Annotated in this window: 23 protein-coding genes; 7 read left to right on the top strand and 16 right to left on the bottom strand. The window is 36.9% G+C overall.

The genetic code is table 11. The annotated features are described in order from the left end of the window. Both map and WG904_RS08460 read right to left on the bottom strand, forming a co-directional pair. A complete protein-coding gene (gene map / locus WG904_RS08465) occupies positions 1-765 on the bottom strand; it encodes a type I methionyl aminopeptidase (protein WP_339578873.1) in 765 nt (254 codons plus the stop codon). 11 nt (positions 766-776) lie between these two features. Next, on the bottom strand, positions 777-1679 hold the full coding sequence (locus tag WG904_RS08460; protein WP_339578872.1) for a helix-turn-helix domain-containing protein: 903 nt from the start codon (positions 1677-1679) through the stop codon (positions 777-779). Positions 1680-2039: 360 nt separating this feature from the next. Between WG904_RS08460 and WG904_RS08455 the strand changes: the two genes are divergently transcribed. Beyond that, the gene (locus tag WG904_RS08455; protein ID WP_339578871.1) at positions 2040-3353 is read left to right on the top strand and encodes a TlpA family protein disulfide reductase; all 1314 of its coding nucleotides are present in this window, start codon (positions 2040-2042) and stop codon (positions 3351-3353) included. A 153-nt stretch (positions 3354-3506) separates the two neighbouring features. Beyond that, positions 3507-3833, top strand: coding sequence for a cysteine peptidase family C39 domain-containing protein (locus WG904_RS08450; protein WP_339578870.1), 327 nt, complete (start codon positions 3507-3509; stop codon positions 3831-3833). Positions 3834-4067: 234 nt separating this feature from the next. On the opposite strand, the gene WG904_RS08445 is transcribed toward WG904_RS08450, so the two are convergent. From WG904_RS08445 to WG904_RS08435, 3 genes are all read right to left on the bottom strand, one after another. Continuing rightward, positions 4068-4253 (bottom strand): hypothetical protein, encoded by a 186-nt coding sequence (locus WG904_RS08445; RefSeq protein ID WP_339578869.1) that lies wholly within the window; start codon positions 4251-4253, stop codon positions 4068-4070. A 3-nt stretch (positions 4254-4256) separates the two neighbouring features. After that, positions 4257-4973 carry a DUF3667 domain-containing protein gene (locus tag WG904_RS08440; protein ID WP_339578868.1) on the bottom strand — a complete coding sequence of 239 codons (717 nt, stop codon included), beginning with the start codon at positions 4971-4973 and terminating at the stop codon, positions 4257-4259. 757 nt (positions 4974-5730) lie between these two features. Next, a complete protein-coding gene (locus WG904_RS08435) occupies positions 5731-6639 on the bottom strand; it encodes an NAD(P)/FAD-dependent oxidoreductase (RefSeq protein ID WP_339578867.1) in 909 nt (302 codons plus the stop codon). Between the two features lie 199 nt (positions 6640-6838). On the opposite strand from WG904_RS08435, the gene WG904_RS08430 reads away from it, so the two are divergent. Beyond that, positions 6839-7219, top strand: coding sequence for a Fur family transcriptional regulator (locus WG904_RS08430; protein ID WP_339578866.1), 381 nt, complete (start codon positions 6839-6841; stop codon positions 7217-7219). Positions 7220-7769: 550 nt separating this feature from the next. On the opposite strand, the gene WG904_RS08425 is transcribed toward WG904_RS08430, so the two are convergent. The 4 genes from WG904_RS08425 to WG904_RS08415 form a co-directional block, all read right to left on the bottom strand. After that, on the bottom strand, positions 7770-8063 hold the full coding sequence (locus WG904_RS08425; RefSeq protein WP_339579329.1) for a HepT-like ribonuclease domain-containing protein: 294 nt from the start codon (positions 8061-8063) through the stop codon (positions 7770-7772). 33 nt (positions 8064-8096) lie between these two features. Further along, positions 8097-8399: a nucleotidyltransferase family protein gene (locus WG904_RS08420; RefSeq protein ID WP_339578865.1), complete on the bottom strand. Its 303-nt coding sequence runs from the start codon at positions 8397-8399 to the stop codon at positions 8097-8099. Between the two features lie 271 nt (positions 8400-8670). Beyond that, positions 8671-8811 carry a tyrosine-type recombinase/integrase gene (locus tag WG904_RS19620; protein WP_431844421.1) on the bottom strand — a complete coding sequence of 47 codons (141 nt, stop codon included), beginning with the start codon at positions 8809-8811 and terminating at the stop codon, positions 8671-8673. 150 nt (positions 8812-8961) lie between these two features. Next, entirely contained in the window at positions 8962-9315 is a 354-nt protein-coding gene (locus WG904_RS08415; RefSeq protein WP_339578864.1) for a hypothetical protein, read from the bottom strand. A gap of 210 nt (positions 9316-9525) precedes the next feature. Between WG904_RS08415 and WG904_RS08410 the strand changes: the two genes are divergently transcribed. Further along, positions 9526-9882, top strand: a complete 357-nt coding sequence (locus WG904_RS08410) for a single-stranded DNA-binding protein (protein ID WP_339578863.1) — start codon at positions 9526-9528, stop codon at positions 9880-9882. Positions 9883-10112: 230 nt separating this feature from the next. Here WG904_RS08410 and WG904_RS08405 read toward each other — a convergent pair whose 3' ends face one another. Genes WG904_RS08405 through WG904_RS08390 form a run of 4 tightly spaced genes read right to left on the bottom strand, consistent with a single transcriptional unit; the run spans position 10113 to position 15754 of the window. After that, a complete protein-coding gene (locus tag WG904_RS08405; RefSeq protein ID WP_339578862.1) occupies positions 10113-10841 on the bottom strand; it encodes an MIP/aquaporin family protein in 729 nt (242 codons plus the stop codon). A 24-nt stretch (positions 10842-10865) separates the two neighbouring features. Beyond that, positions 10866-12359, bottom strand: coding sequence for a glycerol kinase GlpK (gene glpK, locus WG904_RS08400; RefSeq protein WP_339578861.1), 1494 nt, complete (start codon positions 12357-12359; stop codon positions 10866-10868). Positions 12360-12404: 45 nt separating this feature from the next. Then, positions 12405-14444, bottom strand: coding sequence for a TonB-dependent receptor (locus WG904_RS08395; RefSeq protein WP_339578860.1), 2040 nt, complete (start codon positions 14442-14444; stop codon positions 12405-12407). Beyond that, on the bottom strand, positions 14441-15754 hold the full coding sequence (locus tag WG904_RS08390) for a PQQ-dependent sugar dehydrogenase (RefSeq protein WP_339578859.1): 1314 nt from the start codon (positions 15752-15754) through the stop codon (positions 14441-14443). Before WG904_RS08390 ends, WG904_RS08395 begins: the two co-directional genes overlap by 4 nt. Positions 15755-15896: 142 nt before the next feature. On the opposite strand from WG904_RS08390, the gene WG904_RS08385 reads away from it, so the two are divergent. Beyond that, complete coding sequence (locus WG904_RS08385; protein WP_339578858.1) at positions 15897-18116, top strand: NADP-dependent isocitrate dehydrogenase; 2220 nt, start codon at positions 15897-15899, stop codon at positions 18114-18116. A 40-nt stretch (positions 18117-18156) separates the two neighbouring features. Here WG904_RS08385 and WG904_RS08380 read toward each other — a convergent pair whose 3' ends face one another. Beyond that, positions 18157-18846, bottom strand: coding sequence for a response regulator transcription factor (locus WG904_RS08380; RefSeq protein WP_339578857.1), 690 nt, complete (start codon positions 18844-18846; stop codon positions 18157-18159). Further along, positions 18843-20345 carry a sensor histidine kinase gene (locus WG904_RS08375; RefSeq protein WP_339578856.1) on the bottom strand — a complete coding sequence of 501 codons (1503 nt, stop codon included), beginning with the start codon at positions 20343-20345 and terminating at the stop codon, positions 18843-18845. Before WG904_RS08375 ends, WG904_RS08380 begins: the two co-directional genes overlap by 4 nt. Before the next feature lie 123 nt (positions 20346-20468). On the opposite strand from WG904_RS08375, the gene WG904_RS08370 reads away from it, so the two are divergent. Continuing rightward, positions 20469-21662: a redoxin family protein gene (locus tag WG904_RS08370; protein ID WP_339578855.1), complete on the top strand. Its 1194-nt coding sequence runs from the start codon at positions 20469-20471 to the stop codon at positions 21660-21662. Between the two features lie 48 nt (positions 21663-21710). Continuing rightward, a complete protein-coding gene (locus tag WG904_RS08365; RefSeq protein WP_339578854.1) occupies positions 21711-22121 on the top strand; it encodes a hypothetical protein in 411 nt (136 codons plus the stop codon). 13 nt (positions 22122-22134) lie between these two features. On the opposite strand, the gene WG904_RS08360 is transcribed toward WG904_RS08365, so the two are convergent. Then, on the bottom strand, positions 22135-24012 hold the full coding sequence (locus WG904_RS08360; protein WP_339578853.1) for a DNA polymerase III subunit gamma/tau: 1878 nt from the start codon (positions 24010-24012) through the stop codon (positions 22135-22137). Positions 24013-24014 lie beyond the last annotated feature (2 nt).

Genomic DNA, 24014 nt, shown 5'->3' with positions numbered 1-24014 from the left:
TTAATTCCAGATTTCGTTCATTTCCGTTAAGATGATAGGTTTACCATCTGTAACTACGATGGTATGCTCGTGCTGAGCCATAAAGCCGCCCATATTTCCAATCATTGTCCACCCATCTTGCAGGGTTTCTGCATAGGTAGAGGTGGTTGAAATAAAAGTTTCGATGGCTACTACGCTATTTTTCTTAAATCGTGTTTGGTTATATTTATCTCTATAATTTGCGATTTCGCTAGGTGCTTCGTGCAGGCTTCGTCCGATACCGTGACCCGTAAGATTTTTAATTACCCGATAGCCACGTTTTTTAGCTTCGGTTTCTATTAAGTGCCCAATGTCTGAAATGCGAACGCCACCTTTTATGGCGTATATGGCTTTGTGTAAAATTTGTTTGGAGGCTTCGATCAGTTTTTGGTGATGATTACTGTCTTTTCCGATTACAAATGAGCCGCCATTGTCTGACCAAAACCCATTTAATTCTGCAGAAACGTCGATATTAATTAAATCGCCCTCTGTAAGTATTTTTTTATCGGAGGGTATGCCGTGGCAAAATTCGTGATTTACACTTATGCAGGTGTAGCCTGGGAAGCCATAGGTTAAAAATGGTGCCGATTTTGCGCCTAAATCGTTAAGTAGTTGTCCCCCAAAATTATCTAGTTCTTTAGTTGATATTCCTGCTTTGGCGAAGTTTCTCATTTCTTTTAGGGCGTAGGCAACTGCTTCACTAGCTTTTTGCATTCCGATTAATTCTGCTTCTGTGGTTATGGACATGTTTTTTTCTTTTATGCTAACAAGGTAATTCCTGTCAAATTTGCTTGATTGCTTTGCAAAAAAGCGTAGGTGATTTTATCTACGCTACAATTTATAAAATTAACGCGTTTAAATTTCTCATTGTATTTAAAAAATGTGTTTAAAATCGTAGCATTTTCAAATATAACATTATAAAATGTACAGTTTTCAAAATGGCAATCTTCTAAGATCCCCTCAAAAGTAACATTGCCAATACCGGTATTTTTAAAGGATGTAAATTTCCATATTGCATTTTTAAGGATATTATTCTCGAAATTTGAATTAATCAGTTCTGCACCTGAAAAATTAACTTCAGAGAAATTACATTTTTCGATATTATTCTTCGAAAATTCGGTGTCGATAAAAGAGCAGTTATTAAATTGGTTATTTAAGATGTTGGAAGATTGAATTTTAGTGTTTCTGAGGTTTGAGGAGGAAAAATCGCATCTTTCGATATTGTTATTTGCGATGATAAGTGCAGATAAATCGGAGTTTAAAAACTTACAGTTCTTCATATTCGATGAACTGAATTTTTCTTTCAAATTTTTTAATCCAGAAAAGTCGGCATCTACCCAATTTGCTTTCGACATGTCCCAGTTCCAGTTAAATTTTTTCTTTGGCTTGGGTTCTGGTATTTCTAACGCTTGTAGGTTAGGTTTTTCATTTCCTTTTAGCGTTGCATTGGATGGAAAGTCGTCGGAAAAATAGTTTAGATCTACTCCTAATATTTGTGCAAGTCGGTTTAAAGTGACGATGTCTGGCATTGATTCTCCTCTTTCCCATTTGCCTACTGCTTGTGGGCTTATGGATATTTGCTGTGCAAGTTCTGCTTGCGAAGAATTAATTTTTTTTCGTGCTGTGGCAATTTTATTACCGATTGATTTTGAATTTAGCATGGTACAATTGTTTTTTACTTCGACAAATGTATTTTGTAATCTAGTTAATTGCGAGTTAATTAGGTTACTTTTTGTTGTAAATGTGCTACTATTAGTTGTTTTTTGGCAATTATTGGATGGTTTTTCTCAGTTACCACAAATTTCCGCTTAATTTTCTTCTATCGGCTTTCGTACTGCAGTTCCAATAATTCCTTCTTGTATTTTCGATTTAACTATGGGTATGGTTGCGGGTCTGCTGGTGAAGGTGTACATAGAGGAGACTTCGGCCTTTTGTCTTGTCCTACAGCTTGTCAAACTCCAGAGTAGCAAATTTTTGGCGGTCATGACAGATCGCCAATTATTTTTCATATTTTTAAATCAATGATTACATATAAAAGAACAATATTGCTGTTCCTTTTTGCTATTACTTCAATACAAGCTTTAAAAGGACAAGATGTAGAAGTGCAATTATCAAAAAAAGGTTATTCTCGAGAAGGCCTTGCCGTAAGGGCTTTAACCGATACCTTAACATGTAAAAATGTCCCTTTTAAAATATTTCCTTACAAGAGCTTAAGGCGAGTAGCTATTGACCCTACACAGGCATCCTATGAACGTGTTATCGATGGGAAAATGGATCAAAAAAACTGGGTTTGGTTTGCAAATGAATATAAGCTAGATACTTCGCGTATTTCGAAAACTAAGGTTGTACGCAATTATGTTCATGTAGCTAGTGGTATTGACGCGAATGGAATTAAATATGTTTCTGTAGACGCTAACAATAATAGAGATTTTTCTGATGATAAAATTTTCAGTTTTGATTTAAAATCAAGCCAAAAAAATTATCCTGAAATTATGGTTTCAATTGATTATTTTGATGGACAATTATTAAAAAGTACTAATATACCTATAATGATAGATGCTTACGGCATAACGTTTCCAAGTGCTAATTATCCTAACAAAACGGATAAAGACTTAGACCTTACAATTTTTAAGTTATATCAAGATTATAGTGGGAAGCTAAAAATTGGCAAGGAAGAATATAACATTTCAGTTGTTAATCAAAAGCAATGTTATGAATTACCTAATTTTTTTATTGAAGTTCAAAAGGTGGAGCCAATTGTGAATTCATTTATGAAATTTGCATATACGTCAAAAGATACAATATCAATTAGGTATCGAAATTATATGTTCAAAGAATTCCAGCGAGGTAAGTTAAAGCTAACCTATGTAGGAAGTAAAAGTTATGCAGGTGCGGAGTTAAATACTCCTGCTCCTCCTATAGAAGAAGTTGAACTTATTAAGAATTCATCATTTTCATTAAAAAAGAATAGTGGAAAATATATATTAATTGATTTTTGGGGATCGTGGTGCAATCCATGCATTAAGGCAATCCCTGATCTGAAAAAAGCTTATGAACAGTTTAAAGGAAAAGTTGAATTTGTTAGTATTGCGTACGATAAATTACAAGACAAGAAAAAATTAGAAAATCTAATTAATCAAAATAACATGACTTGGCATCATGTATTCGATAATATGGAAGCAGGAAAACAAAGTATTTCTAATGCCTATAAAGTTCAAGAATTCCCTACGACAATTTTAGTTGACCCTAAAGGGAACGTTGTTTTTAGGTCAGTTGCAAAGGAAGGACTAGAAAGTGCAAGCCAATATTTGACAACGATTTTTAAAGGAAAATAATATTTTCTGTTACATATCTATAGTATAAAATTATTAAATAAAAATCTCTTATATATGTAGCCATATAAAACAACCTATTTAGTTTCTAAAAATGTGTATTAATAAACTTTATAATTTTTGAAATCATTTCCTAATTATAAGCAACCAGACTAAATGGATTGTGGTCCAACCTTTTTGCGCATGGTTGCAAAACACTTTGGCAAGAATTACAGCATTCAAAGACTTCGGGAGATTTGTGGGATTAACAGAGAGGGTGTATCCCTTTTAGGAATTAGTGAAGCTGCTGAAAAAATCGGGTTTAGAACAAGTGGTGCAAAGGTCAACCTTGAAACACTCGATGAGGTAAGCTTGCCAGTTATATTACATTGGAGGCAAAACCATTTTGTTGTTCTCTATCGTATAAAAAATAAAAAGTATTACATTTCCGATCCTTCAAGTGGCTTAATTATCTACACTCATGAAGAATTTCTCAAGCTTTAGCTTGGCACTACTAATGAAGATGGAGAGGATCAAGGAATTCTGTTAATGCTCTCGCCAGCTCCAGAATTCTACTCACAAGATGGAGATAAGGAGCAATGATTAAGTCTAAGCTATATTTTCGGTTACTGCATCCTTGCGACTATAGAATGTTAATTTAACCGTAAGATATTTCCATCGCAAATTTCTTATCCGTCAATTTTTGAATTCTGTTTAATGAAAGAATTTTTTTTATTTTTAAGGTTGTTGTTTTTTCTTTTTCAGCATAAAAATTATACAAAATATAAATGTAATTAGGTAAAGAATACCTAATGCAGTTTTTTTGAAAGCGAAAGTTTCAAAGTCAAACTCACGGAACAATGCAATTCCTATTGGAAATGCAAGTAATGCAAAACCCAAGTTAAAGCCTATTTTATTCTTCATATTTTAATGTTTAGTTAGTATGTCAATTGTTATTCCAATAGCAAAAATAATTATGTAGAAAGTTATTGTACCCAAAAGGAATGAAATTAATGCTTTCATATAATTTCCAAGTTTCTTGGCTTCAAAGAAATTTCCGATTGCCCATATTACATAAATTACTCCAATAATTCCTGCAACCCTTAATAATTTGAAATGTAAAAGTCCTTCAGCAAATGCAAAAACAGCAAAAATTAACATTGAAATTCCTTGTACAAAACATAACATTATAAGCAATTCAAAAAAGTTATAGCCATATTTTCTAAAAAATAATTTAAGCCAAATTGCTATAAATATTCCCGTCAATATACTTGCATAACCATAATTACCTTGTATCCATTTAAATATTGTTCCAATACTTGATTTTTCTAATCCTTTATAATTTACATATTCCTCTTCAATATGAAAAAAGTGGCTTATTATGGTGTAGATTAATGAAGTTACAATAATAAATATAATGGGTTTAACAAGCCGGCTTCTGTTTTCAGAAAGATAATTTCTAATATTTTGACCTGGGTTTGTTATAAGTTCTCTGACCGTAAACAAAATTCCACGTTCAAAATGTAAAACGTGTTCAATTTCGTGAATTATATAATGTCCATCAATTCTTTTAAGATTTGTTGGTTGTCCACAATCTGGGCAAAATTTTGAATTCAGTTCGGTATTACAGTTTTTACAGTTCATTTGTTTGGTCAAATATTTTTTCAGTTCTTATGTTTAAGGTTGTTAGGCAAAATTGCCACTAATGGTTGGCGGCTATGCTTAGTGGCGGATTTATACCACAAATGTTGATACGTAGCACACGCTTCAAAGATAGCATAAATGTTCATACGAAGAACGAAATCCTCCATTATGCAAAGCCGCAGTTATAGGAGTTTTTCTTCATTTCTGTGCGGAGTTTGTTTTTATGTTTTTCGGCATTTGATTAAAGGGGTAGTTTTCTATTACTTCTGTCGTTTCAAAATGGCCTGTTTTACCAAACTCTTCTTAAATAGTTTCGCTGTCGCAGAAGAAATTTTTTACGCCACCAAACATTTCAAATCTATCTATACCAATTTGTGTTCCTTGCCCATAAATTTCTGCTTGTTTTGTAATTGCTGTGAAAACCATAAATCCCTTTTCATTAAGCTGATTGTAGCAGTCTTGGATTAGCTTTTCTCTTTCGGCTTTATCTAATAAGTAAATTTAGCCGTATCTGTCATTGGTTTAATTATTTATGCAAATTTTGTCTTGCAAAATTTTGCATTTAAAACCTAAGTCATTGACTTTCGCCAAGATGTTTTCCGAATTGATTTGGCTACCTTCAACTCGTAAAATTGTATGTCCACAAGGAAAAGGCAAATCGGTTTCATTAAGGTCAAGTCAGCGTTTTGAATGGCGTCTAAAATATCTTCTGCTTGAATTTTACGTTGAATATTGGTTATAAAAACTTCTACCATTTTTAAAATTTTTCTTCTGCTAATTTTGCATTTACTACTGCACCAGTTAGGTTGCCCGAATGCACAGCATTGGCAACAGAGCGCAACATATTTGTATTGTCGCCACAAGCAAAAACACCGCTGATATTTGTTTCTTGAAACGGACTTACTTTAATATAGCCTTGCTCTGTAAATTCACAACCTAATGATTTTAACAGGTCTGAATGTTGTGTAAATGGTAAAGCCGCATAAAGTGCGTGAAAGCTTTTTTTAGTGCCGTCTGAGAAAATTACCTGCTTGATTTTTCCGCTTTCATGTTCAACTTCTGTTAGGGTTGTTTCTATTATTTCTATGTTATGTTTTTTGAGTTTGGAAAATTGCTCTTCATTAAAATCAGCTTTACCATTGGTTAGTAGAGTAACACTATCAGAAAGATTATTTACCAAAGTTGCTAAATGAAATCCCCTTGCACCATTGGCAAATATTCCTGTTGCCTTTTTGCGAAATTCGTATCCATGACAATATGGGCAATGAATAACTGTAATACCCCAACATTCTGCAAAGCCTTTAATGTTGGGCATTGTGTCTTTTATTCCCGTTGCAAAAATTATTTTTTTCGCTGTGAAGATGTCGTTTGTGCTAGTAGTTATTTCAAAGCCATTTTCGGTTTTTGTTCCAATTGTTGCAAGACCTTGATAAAATTTAACGGTTTCATATTTTTCAACTTGTTGCTTGGCAATAGTTGAAATTTCTTTAGGTGTTTTTCCGTCTTGCGTCAAAAAATTATGTGAATATGGTGTTTGAATATTGCAGGGTTTCCCACTGTCAATAACTAACACATTTCGTAATGAACGCCCTAATGCCATTGCAGAAGAAAGACCTGCATAGCTGCCACCAATGATAATTACTTCAAAATTTTTATTGTCTGTCATACTATTGAATTTTGAATGCAGTTAACGAAAAGGGGAATGCCAAAGCTGTAAGTGCAAATCTGCCTTGTTTTATGATTTCTCTTCTTGTCATTTCTGCAAATATTTTGGGCAAAGATAGGATTTAATTTCATTAATGCAACATTGTCGCGATAATTATTGCAAATTTGTCGCATTAGTTTTTTTTGACTAACTTTGTTTTATGATGAAACGAAGAAATACCGCAACCCAAGAGGCTGTTTTGTCTGTCTTAACAAGCAAAAGAAGGGCAATGAGCCAAGATGCTATTGTAAAGCAAATGGATGTGAATGCTGACAGAGCTACTATTTACAGAATTTTGAACCGTTTCTGTGAAGATGAAATTGTCCATAGAATTGTTGCGGATGATGGCAAACAGTATTTTGCTGTCTGTGTGAAATGTGATGATGTAATTATCCCGGGGAATCATTTTCATTTTAGATGCACCAAATGTGAAACTATTGAGTGTCTGCCCACACTCGTCGAATTTTCAGTTCCCGAAAAATATCAAGTCCAACAAATGAACTGTGTCCTTGTCGGTATTTGCAAAGCCTGTACGTTGTAGGGTGTTGCTCTAAAATTGCCTATAACGTTCTGGGGTTTGGCGAAGGTGGCGGTTACAATAAATTTTATGCATTGGAATAGGTGGGAATTCAATTCTCCGCCAATTTTGTAAAACCTTTGTGCTTGTTGCACAACTTGTTTTCCAAAAAAAATACACTATAAATAGTTATGCTTAAAGGATGTTTTATTAATTTAAAATATTGTAAATCAAATCGTTATTCTTATTCTTGTGTTAGTAATTTATAATTCTACTATGCAGGGACGCAACGATATTCAGCCCAAGATGTATCAGTTAAGTATTGATAGGTTAGTGCCTAGTGATGATTTTTATCGGCATTAATCCTCAATTTATCAAATAATGTTACGGATTATTGGTCTTGAAATGGTTGTTCTACTGGAGGCTAGCCGATAGAAAGGTATGAGTCCAGTATTGCATATAACGAGCCGCAGCTTGGCGAAGTTGGAGGTTACGATAAATTTTTAAGGCGGTGGAAAGTTTTTAGATTATTTCCAACCAATTTAGTCAAACTGTTGTTATTTGTAGTGCTTGGCTACTCTTCCAGTAAGGTTTGAATTTCTATTTGCAGAATAGGAAGGTGTCGTACAACAATTCCCCAAACAACATCGTCTGAAACAGAATCATATCCGTGTATTATTCTATTTCTTGCATCAACAATTTTTCTTGAATTTTTTATTTCAATTGTCTCATTACGTTTCAAGATTCTATTTAGAGCTTCGCCAATAATTTCAATATTTCTCTCGACGGCTCTTTTTGTTCGAAGATCGTTCTGATAGTTAATAAATTCTTTTGGTCTATCATTAAAGAAACTTTCGATTTCCATGATAGCATTTAGGATATCATAAAGCCAAGCTTTATTTCATTGTCCATAAACAAGTTGTCTTTGTTTGTCGACAGATTGTCGGAAGTATGGGTTTTTTATTGCCTTTTCCTCTAATAAATCAACAGGTCTTTTAAGGATGTCTTGAAGTGAGAATTTAAAGTCAAAGTAATTGTCTGCATAATCTTCCACAGGGATGTTAGAGAAATCTACAATTAAGTCGATGTCGCTTTTATTATTATATTTATCCGTTAAAATCGATCCGAAAGCATATAAGGTCTTGACCTTGTACGTTTTACAAAGCTTTTTGATTTCCGGTATGAATGCTTTAGGTCTATCCATTTTCAAATATAGCTTAACAAATTTACAAAGTTTTTCTTAATTCTGATTGTTTTACGAAATGCAGGGGCGCTTGGGCATTACATATAACGTTCCGGGGGCTTTACGCAAGTTGGCGGTTGCGTTAAATTCTATGCAATATAACAGGTTGAAGTTGAATTTCCGCCAATTTTGTAAAACCGCTGTTAGGCGTATTCAATTGTTAGAGAAAGGTTACTCAATGCTTTTTATTAACTTGATCTCTTTTTCGTTAAACTTTCTCCATTGTTGATCGCTATTGCTCCATGACTTTCACAATCGAAACTTGCATTCTGTCGCTATTTATATCTTGGACACGTATTCCTACAGCTTCCGATACCCTTAATCCGTAACTGTAAGCCAGTAATAATAATGTTCGATGTTTGAGGTTTTCTATAATTAATAATCCAGCAATTATTTTTTCTTCGCTGATAACTTTAGGTAGTTGAACATGCCTTTTAGGCCGTGATCTATCGAAAAAGACGTTGTCTCTCTTTAAATTCTTTTAAAATAAGCTGTGTCCTCGTATTAATAATTACATTCTCGTTCACTTTTCCTCCTTTTTTGCAAGCAGCAATTCATCGTTTTCAAGAACCGAATAGCCATATTCATAACAAAAGAAGTAAGTTTTGCCTTTTTCTGCCAGATGGCTACATGTATAATAATTAAAATCAAACCCTTTAATGGAAAGGTATTCCCGTTTTACGTTGTTTTTGGTGAATTGATAATGGCTTTTTAAGATTCTTCTATTATTTTTAAGAATTTGATTCACCCTATTTACGAAGGTAAATTCATCCGCTCTTAAGTGGTGATTGAAGCTGCTGCGACAGTGATCGTCACAAAATTTTTTATCTGCCCTACCATTGAGCAGGGTTTTACATTCTAAACAGAAACGTTCCATAATTATTAGATTTAATTATGGGATGATTACCCTAAACCTACAAAATAGTATTGAAGAAAAGAAAATATTATGCTGGAAATTTTTATCTGTTTTTATCCGGATATATATGGTTATCATACGACTAACGCTTTTTTGAGTTGCATCTTTGTTCTGTCGGTAGTCGGGTTGACTACTGTTCGTTAACAATCAGAAACCTTAATAGTTAAGAGAATGAACAATTTAAAAAACAGCGTACATTTAGTAGGATTTGCAGGAAGTGATTTAATTGTAACACCTTTTGAAAGCAACAAGAAAGTTGCCCGGGTAAGTGTTGCTATTAATGAATACTACAAAACTAAAACTGGCGAAGACAGTAAGCAAACCCAATGGTTTAATTTGGTGTTTTGGAATGCGAAGGCAGACGATGCAGTCAAATTAATAAAAAAAGGAGCAGAAATTGCAATTGAGGGAAAACTAGTCAGCCAGGTTTATACCACCAAAGATGGACAAAAGCGCTACACTACGGAAATTGTAGTGCATGATGTTCAATTGGTAGTAAAACCTACTGATACAGAAACTGAAGTATAATTGTTCAGAATGCGACGAAAATGCCAGCTGTTGGTTGCTGGCATTTTTATATAGTTTACGTTAATAGTTAACGTTTCAGAGACACAAGTAAATCTTAGGGCATATCGGTAAATAAAAATTAGCAAGTGCAAACCAAAACCAATGTAGCTTAGCTATGCTTGAACCATTTGGCTTCCATATAATGTTGCCAGCTACCAAGGTGGTTCAGTGGGTGAAAAAGATTACAGAATCTACAACAACTGTAAATATAACAAAGCTGCCATTGCCGCGCCAATTATCGGTCCTAAAATTGGCACCCAAGCATAACCCCAATCACTACCGCCTTTATTCTTAATTGGTAAAATGGCATGCATAATTCGAGGCCCTAAATCCCTTACTGGATTAATGGCATAACCCGTTGTTCCACCTAGAGCTAAACCAATTACCCAAACTAAAAAAGCAACTGGAATGGCGCCCACTGCCCCTAAACCAATTGGCGTTTTAGGTTCACTTAACTCTGCGCCTGTAATATAAAATATACTAAAAATAAGTACAAATGTTCCAATAATCTCACTCACTAAATTAGACGCTAAATTACGGATGGCTGGCGATGTAGCAAAAGGGGCTGCGAGTAAACCTTTGTCAGTAGTTTTATCGAAATGATCTTTATAAAAAACCCAAACTAAGGTAGAACCTAGCATCGCACCTGCTAGTTGTGCAGCACAATAAGGCAGTACATCGGCCCAAGCAAATTTCCCAGCAATAGCTAAGCCTATACTTACGGCAGGATTAAGATGGGCACCACTATAAGGCCCTGCAATGGTTACTCCGATAAAAACGGCAAGTGCCCAGGCCGTGGTAATCACGATCCACCCACTATTATTTCCTTTGGTTTCGTTTAATACAACATTAGCTACCACGCCACCGCCCAAAAGAATAAGGATGGCTGTGCCTATAAATTCTGCAATAATTGGTGTCATTTTTATAAGATTTTAATTAAGTTTTTAAGATTTGCTCCAACTTTGGGTAGCATGTACTGCTCTTTTCCACTCTACAAAACCTTTTTCGGTTTCGCTAGTTGCTGCTATAGGGTCAAATACAGTATCGCTTTCCCATAATTGCTGTATTTCGGCAATGTCTTTCCAAAAGCCGGTAGCTAAGCCCGCTAAATAGGCAGCCCCTAGTGCCGTGGTTTCGACTACTCGCGGTTTAATTACCTTACAATTTAATAGGTTTGCTTGAAACTGCATTAAAATGTTGTTTGCCGTTGCTCCGCCATCTACTCGTAGTTCTTTAATCTTTACGCCGGCATCCGCCTCCATTGCTTTTAGCACATCGGCTGTTTGGTAAGCTATCGATTCGATTGCTGCACGTGCAATGTGGCTAGCCGTAGTGCCTCTGCTTAAGCCAACAATGGTGCCTCTTGCATTAGAATCCCAATATGGTGCACCTAAGCCTGCAAATGCGGGAACAAAATAAACACCACCGGTATCTTCAACTTTTAAGGCCAACTCTTCAATATCGGCAGCGGTTTTAATTATACCTAGCCCATCTCGTAACCATTGCACTACCGCCCCTGCAATAAAAATACTGCCTTCTAGGGCGTAATTTGTTTCACCATTTATCTGCCAAGCAACGGTAGTTAATAAATTATTTTTCGAAAGTTTAGGCTCTTTACCAATATTCATTAACATAAAACAACCTGTACCATAGGTGTTTTTCACCATACCCGGTTGGGTACACATTTGGCCGAATAAAGCTGCTTGTTGATCGCCGGCTATACCCGCTATTGGAATGGGGTGGGCAAATAGGGTAGATTTTGTTTCTCCATACACTTCGCTAGATTGCTTAACTGAGGGAAGCATGCTTTTCGGAATGGTAAATAAGGCTAATAATTCATCATCCCATGCCATGGTATGGATATTAAAAAGCAAGCTGCGCGACGCATTGGTTACATCCGTAACATGCAATTCGCCCTTAGTAAAATTCCAAATTAACCAAGTATCTACCGTACCGCAGATTAAATTTCCGGCCTCAGCTTCTGCACGAGCATTGGGAACATTATCGAGCATCCATTTTATTTTAGTAGCCGAAAAATAAGCATCGATGAGTAAGCCTGTTTTGTTTCGGATCATCTCTTCTTTTCCCGCTTGTTTTAATTCTTCGCAAAAAGGAGCTGTTCTTCTATCTTGCCACACAATTGCATTATAAATTGGCTTACCTGTGTTTTTATCCCATACAATAACGGTTTCACGTTGATTGGTAATACCCATTGCAGCGATGTTCTTTCCGTTAATTCCGGCCTTAACTGTGGCTTCGGCGGCCACACTGGCCTGCGACGACCATATTTCTAAAGCATCGTGCTCTACCCATCCCGATTGTGGAAAAATCTGTGTAAATTCTTTTTGAGCTACGGCAATTACTTCGCCTTTCTTATCAAAAATAATTGCTCTTGAGCTTGTAGTTCCCTGATCTAGGGAAAGGATATATTGCGACATATTTGGTTAGATTTAAAGTTTGAATATAGGTAAAGTAATTACAAATTAAAACTTTACACCCAGCCCAAAGTAGTAGTTAATTTTTGCAGCAGCATTAAAAAAGCGGCCATTTGCAGCATTTAAATCGTTACCTAAACTATAATTTGCACTAAATAAGTTATTTATGCCTGAAAATAATTCTGCCTTAGCTTTTCCTATCCTTAAATTTCTTAACCCTGCTTTTAATTCAGTAACATGATAAGATTTTGCTTCAATGCTATTTGCATCGTTTAAGGGAATAGATGAGGTATAACTATGTTGTGCAAAAAGGAAAGCACTTTTCGCAAACGTTACTTCTGCACTGCTTACAAGAGAATGATCAGGTACGCCAGTTAATTTATTTCCAGAATAGTTATTACCAGCATTGGAAAGATCTTGAAATCTAAATTTACTATAGGTATAACTGCTTCGTATTTGCAGAACATGTGGCATAAGCCATCCTATGCCTTCAATTTCAAGGCCTTGTTGTTTTGTGCCGCCGGCATTTACAAAATATTCGGTGTCGTTTATGTTTAGTCGCCTAACAATAGCGTCTTTTAAGTGATAGGAAAAAATATTGAAGTTTGAATAGAATCTATTGTTCATTGATTTAAACCGGAATCCAAGTTCATAATTCCATCCGTACTCAGGTTGTAAATTGATATTAATGAGGTTGTCTGACGAGCGTACTTCGGCTAAGGTAGGGGGTGAATAACCTTTACTCATCGATCCGCGGATAGAAAATGAAGGTTTTATGAGATAAGATAGCGCCAACTTTGGCATAAGTTGGTTTGCAAATCTCTTTTGCTTTTGTGAAATAGCCGTTGGAAAAATGCTCATATACCTATATTTGTAGAAGTTTAAGCTACTTCCTAATTCGACCAATATGCGCTGATCAATATCCAAATTAACTCTGAAGAAAGCAAAAGTTTGAGCGGCAGTTAAATTGTCTTTTGCCTGTAATGAAGTTGCATTGCCCGCAACATTGTTGAAATTATGAAATACGGTTCCTGTAGACGAACTTTCTGCTCCTAATTGCGCATTCCAGTTAAAATTGGCCCCACGGATAGCATAATCTAAAAAAGTCCGCATTCCGGCCGTATTTTCATACCGTTTTTCGTAATTCGTGATGAATGGATTCTTAAAATCGGTATAACTTCCAAATAGGGCGATAACATGCTTTAACCTCGAGTTAAATATATATGAATTCGATAACCCTCCGAAAATGGTTTTGTTATAAATAGCGGCGTGCTGGGTAAGGGCTCCAGGTAAGGTAGGGGTGGCTGGCCTCGCTAAACGAGGATTTAACGCGAATTGTGAAGCAGTTAAACCCCCAGGTGTTTGATAGGACAAATCGCTCACGAAAATCAATGCTTTTAGCTGCCCTTTCGAACTATAATCCCATGCCTGTGTGGTTTGGATAAAGTTTCGCTTTAGCGCGCTATTTTCTCTATACCCATCACTTTTTTGATAGCCTTGGGTTAAACTAAAACGATAATTTTTAAAGGTGTGTACAACATTTGCATATTGTTTAAAGAGTCTATAAGAGCCTACTGAGGTGCCTATTTCGATACTATTTTTATCTAGCGAAGTACTGTTAATTAAAATCGCTCCGCCTGTATTTGCGCCAAAGGTACTCGCCTCTGGACCTTTATAGATTTCTAATCCACTTACACTTTTTACATCGATTAAATTGAGATAAGTATTACCGCCTGCATCGGTTAACGGAAAGTCGTCTACATACATTTTAACGTTCCGAATACCAAATGGTGAACGCAATAAACTCCCCCGTAGCGAAAAGCGATAGCTTCCTGGCGAACGCTCTTCCATCCGTACACCTGCGGCAGTGTTCGCTAAGCCAACAAAAGACGCCGTATTTTGATAGCGGATTAGCGAAGAATCAACTAGGCTAACCGCACTAACCGAACGTAGCAAAGGCTGCTGATTATAAAAACCTTTAACTGTAATTTCATCCAATTTCTTTACGCTGTCTGCAGTTTTAACCTGTGCGAAACAATTGATGAGCGACAAACTTAATAAAAAAGAAAAAACAGATTTTAACATCATTTTGCCGCAACTCTCCAGATAATGCCACTTACATCGTCAGCTACTAATAAAGCTCCATCTTCCGCAACAGCTACGCCAACGGGTTTGCCATATACCTCTTTATTGTCTTTCACAAAGCCTGTTAAAAAATCTTCCATCGCACCTGTCGGCTTACCCTGCTTAAACGGAATAAAAGCTACCTTATATCCCACAAATTCAGAGCGATTCCAAGAGCCATGTTGACCGATAAATACTCCTCCTTGATATTTTGGGGGGAATTTTTTAGCCGTGTAAAACGCTAAACCTAACGATGCAGTATGCGCACCAACCGGAATATCAGGAACAATAGCCTTCGCTACCAATTCGGGATTTTGACCCTTTAAACGGGGGTCTTCATTTTGTCCGAAATACGAAAAAGGCCAGCCATAAAATGCCCCAGGCTTAATACTGGTGATATAATCCGGCACTAAATCATCGCCAAGGCCATCGCGCTCATTAACGGCTGTCCACAATGCATTTGTACCCGGCGCCCATGCCATCCCAACAGGATTGCGTAATCCACTTCCATATATTTTTTCTCCAGAACCATCTGGATTGATCTCTAAAATATTTGCTCTTCTCACCTCATTCGGTAAGCCGCGCTCAGCCACATTGCTACCAGAACCTACTGTAACATAGATTTTTGTTTTTTCAGCATTTACAATTAAGTTCCTGGTCCAATGATTATTATAACCACCTGCTGGCAACTCCAGTATTTTTTTGCCAGACCCTTTTATCTCGATATCCCCAGTTTGATATGGATACATCCAAACGCCATCGGTATTGGCAATATAAAACGAATTTCCTATGAATGCTGCGCCATAAGGCTGATTTAACCCCGTTAAGAACGTGGAAACTACCTCTGGTTTTCCATCTTTATCAGCATCCCTAAATAACATTACCGTGTTTACACTTTTCCCCTGAACTTCGCTCTGGGCCTTTCCCGAAAGCACATTGGCCGCCTGCTCTACCCGCGTTCGCTGCGAATTCGAAAGCACCACAATTACATCGCCATTTGGCGCAATTACAATGTTCCTCGGACTTTTCATTCCCTCTGCAAATTTGCTCACCACAAAGCCTTCGGGAGCTACAGGTGTTTTACCTTCAGGCCATGGCACTACTTTACTGAAATTGGTTTTACTTGCAGTTAAGTCGGCTTCCGGCAATTCTATTATTTTGCCAGATCCCGTTTTAACAGTGGTTTTTGGGGTAGTCTGACTATTCGAAGAATTTATAAAGCCAACTAGTATTATAAAAATGCATAAAGCGGAACGGAGTAATCGATATTTCATATAATGGTAACAAATGTTAGCTGATGATGTTTAGTCAAATTTACAATCTAAATCGTAGATAATTACCATTCTATGTCTATAAATTCAATCGTTTATTTTATCTTTAGCCGATTTTAACTATCACTACTAATATTAATCATATATGTCAAATACTTCGAAGATTATCTACACTAAAACCGATGAGGCGCCAATGTTGGCTACCTATTCTTTACTACCAATCGTGCAGGCTTTTACTGCCTCGGCTGGGATTGATGTAGAAACTAGAGATATTTCATTGGCAGGAAGAATTTTAGCAAACTTCCCTGAATATTTAAAGGATGACCAGAAAATTGGAGATGCATTGGCCGAATTGGGATCACTTGCCACCACTCCAGAAGCAAATATCATTAAACTTCCAAATGTTTCGGCTTCGATACCTCAATTGGTTGATGCCATTACTGAACTTCAATCTCAAGGGTATGCATTGCCTAATTATCCTGACAATGCACAAACAGATGAAGAAAAAGAGATAAAAGCCAAATATGGAAAAGTATTAGGCTCGGCTGTAAATCCAGTTTTACGAGAAGGCAATTCTGATCGTAGAGCGCCAAAGGCAGTTAAAAACTATGCAAAAGTAAATCCACATACCATGGGCGCTTGGTCTGCAGATTCTAAAACTCGAGTAGCAAGCATGAGCGAAGGCGATTTTTATGGCTCAGAGAAATCAGTAACTGTAGCTGAAGCATCGCAATTTAAAATAGAATTTGTAGATGCTAGTGGGGCGGTAACTGAATTAAAAGGTTTAGCTAATCTAAAAGCAGGAGAAATAATTGATTGCTCGGCCATGAGTTTATCGGCTTTAAAAGCCTTTGTGGCAAAAGAAATTAGTGTTGCTAAAGAAGCAGGTGTGCTATTATCAGCCCACTTAAAAGCAACGATGATGAAGGTTTCGGACCCTATTATTTTCGGAGCAATTGTTGAAGTTTACTTTGCCAACGTATTTAAAAAGTATGCCGAACTTTTTAAAAAATTAAATATTGATACCAGCAATGGATTGGGCGATGTGTATGCAAAAATTGCCGGCACACCAGAACAAGCAGAAGTTGAAGCTGCATTGGCTGCGGCAATAGAAAATGGACCGGCTTTGGCCATGGTAAATTCTGATAAAGGAATAACCAATCTCCACGTACCTTCTGATGTAATTGTGGATGCTTCGATGCCCGCAATGATCCGTACCTCGGGGCAGATGTGGAATAAAGATGGAAAAGCACAGGATACTTTGGCGTTAATACCAGATCGTTGTTATGCGGGGGTATATACCGCAACAATTGAGGATTGTAAAGCGCATGGTGCATTTAACGTAACCACCATGGGATCGGTACCAAACGTAGGCCTAATGGCGCAAAAGGCTGAAGAATACGGTTCACATGATAAAACTTTCCAAGCGAAGGCAAACGGTACTATTCGTGTAACGGATGCTTCGGGAAAGGTATTTTTTGATCAAAAAGTAGAAAAGGGCGATATTTTTAGAATGTGTCAAACCAAAGATGCTCCAATTCAGGATTGGGTTAAATTGGCCGTTAATAGAGCCCGTTTATCGGCCACACCTGCGGTATTTTGGTTAGATGAAAACAGAGCGCACGATGGCCAGATTATTGCTAAAGTGCAAAAATACCTTGCAGATTTTGATACTCAGGGTTTGGATATTCGCATCCTTGACCCTATAGCAGCTACTAAATTTACCTTAGCACGTATTCGCCAAGGTTTAGATACCATTTCGGTAACGGGTAACGTTTTGCGTGATTATTTGACCGATTTATTCCCCATTCTAGAATTAGGAACCTCTGCTAAAATGTTGTCTATTGTACCATTAATGAATGGTGGTGGCTTGTTCGAAACAGGAGCTGGAGGTTCGGCACCAAAGCATATCGAGCAATTTATCCAGGAGGGCTATTTACGATGGGATTCATTAGGTGAGTTTTTAGCCTTACAAGCTTCTTTAGAGCATTTAGCACAAACGCAAAATAATCCAAAGGCGCAGGTTTTAGCAGATGCATTAGATGAAGCCAATGCAAAATTTTTAGCCACAGATAAATCTCCAGGTAGAAAGTTGGGTACAATAGATAACCGTGGATCCCACTTTTATTTAGCCTTGTATTGGGCTGAAGCGTTAGCGGCACAATCGAAAGATGCCGATTTGAAAGCTAGATTTGCACCACTTGCAGCTAGTTTACTTGAAAACGAAAGCAAGATTGTGGAAGAGTTAATTGGTTCGCAAGGGAAACCGCAAGATATTGGAGGTTATTATCATCCAAACGATGAATTGGCTTCAAAAGCGATGCGTCCAAGCGAAACCTTGAATACTATTTTAGCAAGTTTGTAAATTTTACACCTCGCAGGTTCCCAACCTGCGAGGTGTAAAATCAATAAATCAGTTTATACCCCTGCCCTCTAAAGTTTAAGATAGCAATAGAGGGGTCTGCTTTTAGGTACTTTCTTAGCTTCGTAATAAATACGTCTAAACTTCTGCCCGAAAAATAATCGTCGTTTTCCCAGTGCGTTAGCAAGAGCGCTTTTCTTGAGATTATTTTTTCTTGTTGTACGCGCAGCATGTTAAGTATTTCTGCCTCGCGGAAAGTGAGTTGTTTTTTTGTCCCCTTATAAACAAGTACTCCTTCAGGATAATGAAATGAGAATTCACCAATAGGAAAAATGCCCTTTTTGTGCGTTTCGAAAGGTTTGAGGTTTACCATTCCTAATAAAGCACGAATTCTGATCACCAACTCATCCATACTGAAAGGTTTTTTGAGGTAGTCGTTTGCTCCGCTTTCAAATCCATTAACCACATCGGTAGGTAAGGATTTCGAGGTTAGAAAGATGGTTGGCGTAGTTCTGTCTGTGGTGCGTATCTTTTTAAGCATCGAAAAGCCATCGCCATCGGGCAGCATCACATCTAAAATAAGAATATCGAATAACTCATTATGATGTGCGGTTAATCCGGTTGCAACCGTTGTTGCATGACATACAGTAAATCCCTTGCCCTCTAAACTTTCTTTGATAATTTCGGCAAGTGCAGGTTCGTCTTCGACGAATAGTATTTTTACGCCTTTCATACTGGCCAAGCTAATTTTAATTCAGTTCCACTTGCACTGCTCGTTAGTTTATACCAACCGTTATGCTGGTGCATAATTTGTTTTACATAATTTAATCCTAACCCATAGCCCTTTACCGTGGTAGTGGAAGATTGCTTTGCACGATAAAATTTTTCGAATATAAATGGCACTTCAGCAGCATCAATACCGGGTCCGTTATCTTTTATCGAAATGATGAAGTAAGAAGAATCGAGCTGGCAAGTAATTTGAATGGCAATAGGATCGTTTCCATATTTAATGGCGTTTTCTATGATATTGGATAGGGCATGTTGAAATTGTTCTTTATCAACCCTTATCGAAGTTATGACTGTATTATTCTCGAATGTTAGCGTACAGTTTGGCTTTTGAAAGGCATGTAATTCGATAATTTCTTCGATCAGGCTGTTGATCTGGATCTCCTCCTTTTTCAAGCTGTAGTTATTATTGTCGTATACCGAGAGTTTTAAAATTTTGTCGGTTAGGGCGCTTATTCTCGTAAGCTCGTTCTTGGCATGTTTTAAATAGCGCTCGGTCTTTTCTTCGTTTGCAAGTACGGTTTTATCATTTAAGGCTTCGACAGCTAACATGGCTGTGGCAATTGGCGTTTTAAACTCGTGAGTAATATTACTGATAAAATCATTTTTTATGAGTGCCAATCTTTTTTCATTTCTTAAACTTCGAAGTAGATAGCTTAGGCAAAAGGCAATGAGTACGACTAAGAAAAGGGAGGAAAGGAGCATGAACCACATGTTTGATAAAATATAGGAATAGGGGTCTTTAAACATTACTCTTACGTAGTTTTGGCCAGGTTTTCGACTATATGTAGGAAGTGCACGCGTAATTACGGGATATTTTTTCAATAAAGCGCTATTAAAATTGCTCTTGTTGGTAGTGCTGTCTTTCTCTTTGGTGTAAAAAGTATAATCAACAAAAATAGACCGTTCTGTTAAATATTTATTTAAAACAGGACGCAGATTAAGCGTGTCAAACTGCATTTTTCCGACAATTTCGAACATGAAGTTGCCGAGGTCTTGGGTTCTGTAGTACACAATATGATTTTCTAGGTCTTCATTTCGCAGAAGATTGGCAAAAGATACTGCAATTTTATTTCTAATGATTACACTGTTGTCTTTCCCAATTTCGATATTAAGATCTGCCAAAGAGAAAGAACTCGAATACTTATCGGTTTTGTTTTTATTACTTTTAACCGTGTAAATTACCCGATTTTGTGTTTTATTAAACTTGCTGGTTAGCAAAAAATAACTGGTATCCAATAATCTTTCCGTCAGTATTTTTTCGATCGAGTCGGCGCGATTGCTGAATTCTTTTTTAATGGCATCTTCAAATGCTAGATTTACTTCAGTAGCAAAGTTCTTTTTGGTGAGCGCATAATACTTACTGATCCAGTAGCCCTGTAAGCCTAAAAGAACCGCAATGGCAACTAAGCAGAGAATGGTAAGTAAGAAACCGTTTTTTTGCATCCTCAAATTTAGTAATTAAAGCTACTTCATTTAGCTCCGTTAACATAGTATAACATTCGATAACTAAACGTTAACTGTATTTCTTATCGACAATGTTCAACTTTGCTCATCAATCACACAAACATGAAATCAATATTCATCTTTTTTATTTCCTTGATGCCACTAGGTGGCTTTTGTCAAGGCCTAATCCTTAAACCTGGCGATCAATTTCCTGCTATTCCCATAACGAACATGATCAATGCGCCAACTGCCCATATAGACATCAGCCAGCAAAAAGACAAAAAATTCTATATTCTTAATTTTTGGGGTACGTGGTGTAGTCCTTGCATACCCGAAATGGATGCACTCTCTAAATTGCAAAAGGCAAATGCGGGTAAAGTTCAAGTCGTCGCTTTATCAGACGATCCTCCAGTAAAACTACGCAACTACCTTAAAACCAAACCCACCACCATTTGGCTAGCAACCGACACCACATGGTTATTATACAATCTTTTTAATTTTTCGTCTGTTAGTCACAGTGCTATTTTAAATGCAAACAAGGAAATTGTTGCATTGGTGAAAACGCATTCCATTACTCAAGGACTATTGGATAGTTTATTTAAGGGTGAAAAAGTTAGGTCAGATGCCGAGTTAAAGGAAAAGCCAGTTGCCAAAACTAGCGATGTGTTTAATGTGGATACCACCTTAGCATCGAATTTCACGGTACGAAGTTATATGGTTGGACAACAAGGAATGTCGACAATTTACAGCGGTACAAGCCCCTATGCAAACAGAAGGCTTAGTTTTGTAAATGTAGGTATTACAAATTTGTATAAAACCGCCTATGATATTGTGTCTACTAACCAAATTATTTACGAAGTGGACGAGAGAAAGGTAAATAATTATCAAGATAAAAGCCAACGTTATTGTGTCGATATTTTGGTAAGCCCCGAAGAAAAGGATAGCTTATATACTATTTTCCAGCAAAAGCTAAATGCAGTGTTACCGGTTAAGGCTAGGATAACTTATAAAACTATTCCTGTATATGTGATTACGAATGCTGGTTTTAACTTGGCGTTGTCTGATAAGAAAACAGGTTATGGTTTTAGCGGTCGTGGCTACGAGGGTACCGCGGTAACTATAAGGGATTTTGCTAACGATTATTTGAGCAATGAACTCACGCTTCCCGTAGTAGATGAAACTAATTTAAAAGGCAAATTTGATATTAAAACGACTGTAGAAATGAGAACACAGGAGGAGATTTTTAAATCAATTACAGCATTAGGCCTTAAAATTGAAAAACAGGAACGGAAAATGAGGATGTTAGTATTGTATTAAAACAATACGTCGATTAAGTTCGTTATCTTAGTACTAAAACAAATCATCATGAGTACAGCACCGAACAATAAGCCATCGAACGATAAGTTGCATAAAAGCGATCTTGGAGAAACAAAAGATTTTAACGATTTATCTTTTGATAAAGAGAAACAAAGCTATGAATTGGATGTAAAAGGAGAAGATAAAGAGTACGACCATCCGATGCCCTACGAAACCGTTGCCGCAGGGTCTATTGATGATGATTCTACCTACGATGAGGCTAATCCTTATGTTGGTGATGAGTATGCAACCGATGTGGAGAAGGTCAAAGATAAGCTAGATGAACTGGGTATGCATATTGATAGCAATGGCGATAGCGTGTTGTTGAGCGCTGAAGATGAAATATTAGCACGTACAGACGAAGATCTTAGGGATGATTTAGATGAAGAGGGGTATCCGAAGAATGATTCTTTGAGTTAGTCGAGAAGTTTCTCTACGGATTAATATCCAAGTTAAATCGTCTACGCATTTCTTCTAATTGTGGGTTTTTATCAACCATGTAGGCATATTTATCTTTATTGGTATAAATACGTTTGGTTCCTACGTTTTCTGCACGTTTAATGGCAATTTGTAAATCGAAGTTCTTTAATGCGGTGCGCAGAAAGTTTAAGAGCTCGATTTTTTCGTCCTGTAATGTGCTTTCTAGGGCAGAGTTTTCTACTAAAACCGTAATTTCTGTTCCATTGAGCAGCGGGGTGTTGTTCATTAAGGTGTAAAGATGGATTTTATCTTGATCTTTTGCTTTTTGCGTATATGCCTTCCAAAGCTCAAAAAATTGTTCTTCACTAAAATCTTGCTTTTCATTCCCACTTACATATTGAGGGCCTTTTTCTTCCTCCCCACTTGCAATTCGCTCTAAATCGGTAAGCGATGGGATTAAAGAAGCTACTGCATTTGTACTGAGGGGTTGAATTTTAATTGATCTGCTAGTAGATACAGATGGTTTTGGGCGTTCCTCAGGAATTTCAGTTGGCAATGCCACATTCAAATGATCAGGTAAGTCGTGCAAATCCTCTTTATCCAAGAAACTTTTTAAATCACTTAGCGTAGGGTGTGAGTCGTTGGGCGTTGTTTGGACGATTTGTTCTAATCTTTCGTTCTTTCGTTCTTCCCGGCTTTCGGTCTTCCCAGTCGCCGAACTAATTAAAGTTTTTTTTTTATCCTGATCGGTGTCAGTTGCTTTTTGAGGAGTGCCAGGATTTGATGCGAGTTGAATAACCGAATGGATATGACACATTTTAATGAGCGACAACTCTACTTGTAAACGCTGGTTTTTACTGTTTTTATATACCAAATCGCATTGATTGGCCAGATTTAAAGCGGTTAATATAAAGCCAAGATCAGTTTGCTTACTCTGTGCTAAATATTTTTGCTTAATGTTATCGCTCACTTCAAGCAGTTGGATGGTTTGCCCATCTTTGCCCACCAATAAATTGCGAAGGTGACTCGCTAAGCCATTGATAAAATTATTTCCATCAAAGCCATTGTTCAATATCTCGTTAAATAGCAATAGGGATTGACTAACATCGCCACTAGTTAAATAATTAACCAATTTGAAATAATAATCGTAATCTAAGATGTTTAAGTTATCGATTACCGATTTATAGGTTACATTTTTATTGGTGTAACTTACAATCTGATCGAACATCGAAAGTGCATCACGCAATCCCCCATCTGCCTTTTGCGCAATAATATGCAAACCATCGGCCTCCACACTAATGTTTTCGCGAAGAGCAATTTTAGTTAAGTGAGTGGCAATATCTTCTACCTGAATTCTATTGAAATCGAAAATCTGACAACGGGATAAAATGGTTGGTAAAATTTTATGCTTCTCGGTAGTTGCTAAGATAAAGATAGCATAGCTTGGTGGTTCTTCTAACGTTTTTAGAAAGGCATTAAAAGCATTCGCCGAAAGCATGTGAACCTCATCTATAATATAAATTTTATATTTTCCAGCTTGGGGTGGGATGCGAACTTGTTCAATCAAACTCCGTATATCATCTACCGAATTATTCGATGCGGCATCGAGCTCGTGGAAGTTAAAGGAGTGACCCGTTTGAAAAGAAACACAAGACTCGCATATACCACACGCTTCTACATCAGCCGTTGGGGCAGTACAGTTTATTGTTTTAGCTAAAATGCGTGCGCAAGTGGTTTTTCCAACACCACGCGGACCACAAAATAAGAAGGCCTGAGCAAGTTGATTGTTTTTGATGGCGTTTTTTAAGGTACCCGTAATGTGTTGCTGCCCAACTACAGTTTCGAATGTAGCGGGACGGTATTTACGTGCCGAAACGATAAAATTTTCCATCG

The sequence above is a fragment of the Pedobacter anseongensis genome, from assembly GCF_037482965.1.
GTDB lineage: Bacteria > Bacteroidota > Bacteroidia > Sphingobacteriales > Sphingobacteriaceae > Pedobacter > Pedobacter anseongensis.
The sequence above is the reverse complement of the archived record's forward strand: the minus strand, read 5'-3'. Positions and strand labels throughout refer to the sequence as shown.

Bases quoted from the DNA above. Each gene is read 5' to 3' on its own strand.
- map (WP_339578873.1), bottom strand. From the start codon at position 765: ATGTCCATAACCACAGAAGCAGAATTAATCGGAATGCAAAAAGCTAGT.
- WG904_RS08460 (WP_339578872.1), bottom strand. From the start codon at position 1,679: ATGCTAAATTCAAAATCAATCGGTAATAAAATTGCCACAGCACGAAAA.
- WG904_RS08455 (WP_339578871.1), top strand. From the start codon at position 2,040: ATGATTACATATAAAAGAACAATATTGCTGTTCCTTTTTGCTATTACT.
- WG904_RS08450 (WP_339578870.1), top strand. From the start codon at position 3,507: ATGGATTGTGGTCCAACCTTTTTGCGCATGGTTGCAAAACACTTTGGC.
- WG904_RS08445 (WP_339578869.1), bottom strand. From the start codon at position 4,253: ATGAAGAATAAAATAGGCTTTAACTTGGGTTTTGCATTACTTGCATTT.
- WG904_RS08440 (WP_339578868.1), bottom strand. From the start codon at position 4,973: ATGAACTGTAAAAACTGTAATACCGAACTGAATTCAAAATTTTGCCCA.
- WG904_RS08435 (WP_339578867.1), bottom strand. From the start codon at position 6,639: ATGACAGACAATAAAAATTTTGAAGTAATTATCATTGGTGGCAGCTAT.
- WG904_RS08430 (WP_339578866.1), top strand. From the start codon at position 6,839: ATGATGAAACGAAGAAATACCGCAACCCAAGAGGCTGTTTTGTCTGTC.
- WG904_RS08420 (WP_339578865.1), bottom strand. From the start codon at position 8,399: ATGGATAGACCTAAAGCATTCATACCGGAAATCAAAAAGCTTTGTAAA.
- WG904_RS08415 (WP_339578864.1), bottom strand. From the start codon at position 9,315: ATGGAACGTTTCTGTTTAGAATGTAAAACCCTGCTCAATGGTAGGGCA.
- WG904_RS08410 (WP_339578863.1), top strand. From the start codon at position 9,526: ATGAACAATTTAAAAAACAGCGTACATTTAGTAGGATTTGCAGGAAGT.
- WG904_RS08405 (WP_339578862.1), bottom strand. From the start codon at position 10,841: ATGACACCAATTATTGCAGAATTTATAGGCACAGCCATCCTTATTCTT.
- glpK (WP_339578861.1), bottom strand. From the start codon at position 12,359: ATGTCGCAATATATCCTTTCCCTAGATCAGGGAACTACAAGCTCAAGA.
- WG904_RS08395 (WP_339578860.1), bottom strand. From the start codon at position 14,444: ATGATGTTAAAATCTGTTTTTTCTTTTTTATTAAGTTTGTCGCTCATC.
- WG904_RS08390 (WP_339578859.1), bottom strand. From the start codon at position 15,754: ATGAAATATCGATTACTCCGTTCCGCTTTATGCATTTTTATAATACTA.
- WG904_RS08385 (WP_339578858.1), top strand. From the start codon at position 15,897: ATGTCAAATACTTCGAAGATTATCTACACTAAAACCGATGAGGCGCCA.
- WG904_RS08380 (WP_339578857.1), bottom strand. From the start codon at position 18,846: ATGAAAGGCGTAAAAATACTATTCGTCGAAGACGAACCTGCACTTGCC.
- WG904_RS08375 (WP_339578856.1), bottom strand. From the start codon at position 20,345: ATGCAAAAAAACGGTTTCTTACTTACCATTCTCTGCTTAGTTGCCATT.
- WG904_RS08370 (WP_339578855.1), top strand. From the start codon at position 20,469: ATGAAATCAATATTCATCTTTTTTATTTCCTTGATGCCACTAGGTGGC.
- WG904_RS08365 (WP_339578854.1), top strand. From the start codon at position 21,711: ATGAGTACAGCACCGAACAATAAGCCATCGAACGATAAGTTGCATAAA.
- WG904_RS08360 (WP_339578853.1), bottom strand. From the start codon at position 24,012: ATGGAAAATTTTATCGTTTCGGCACGTAAATACCGTCCCGCTACATTC.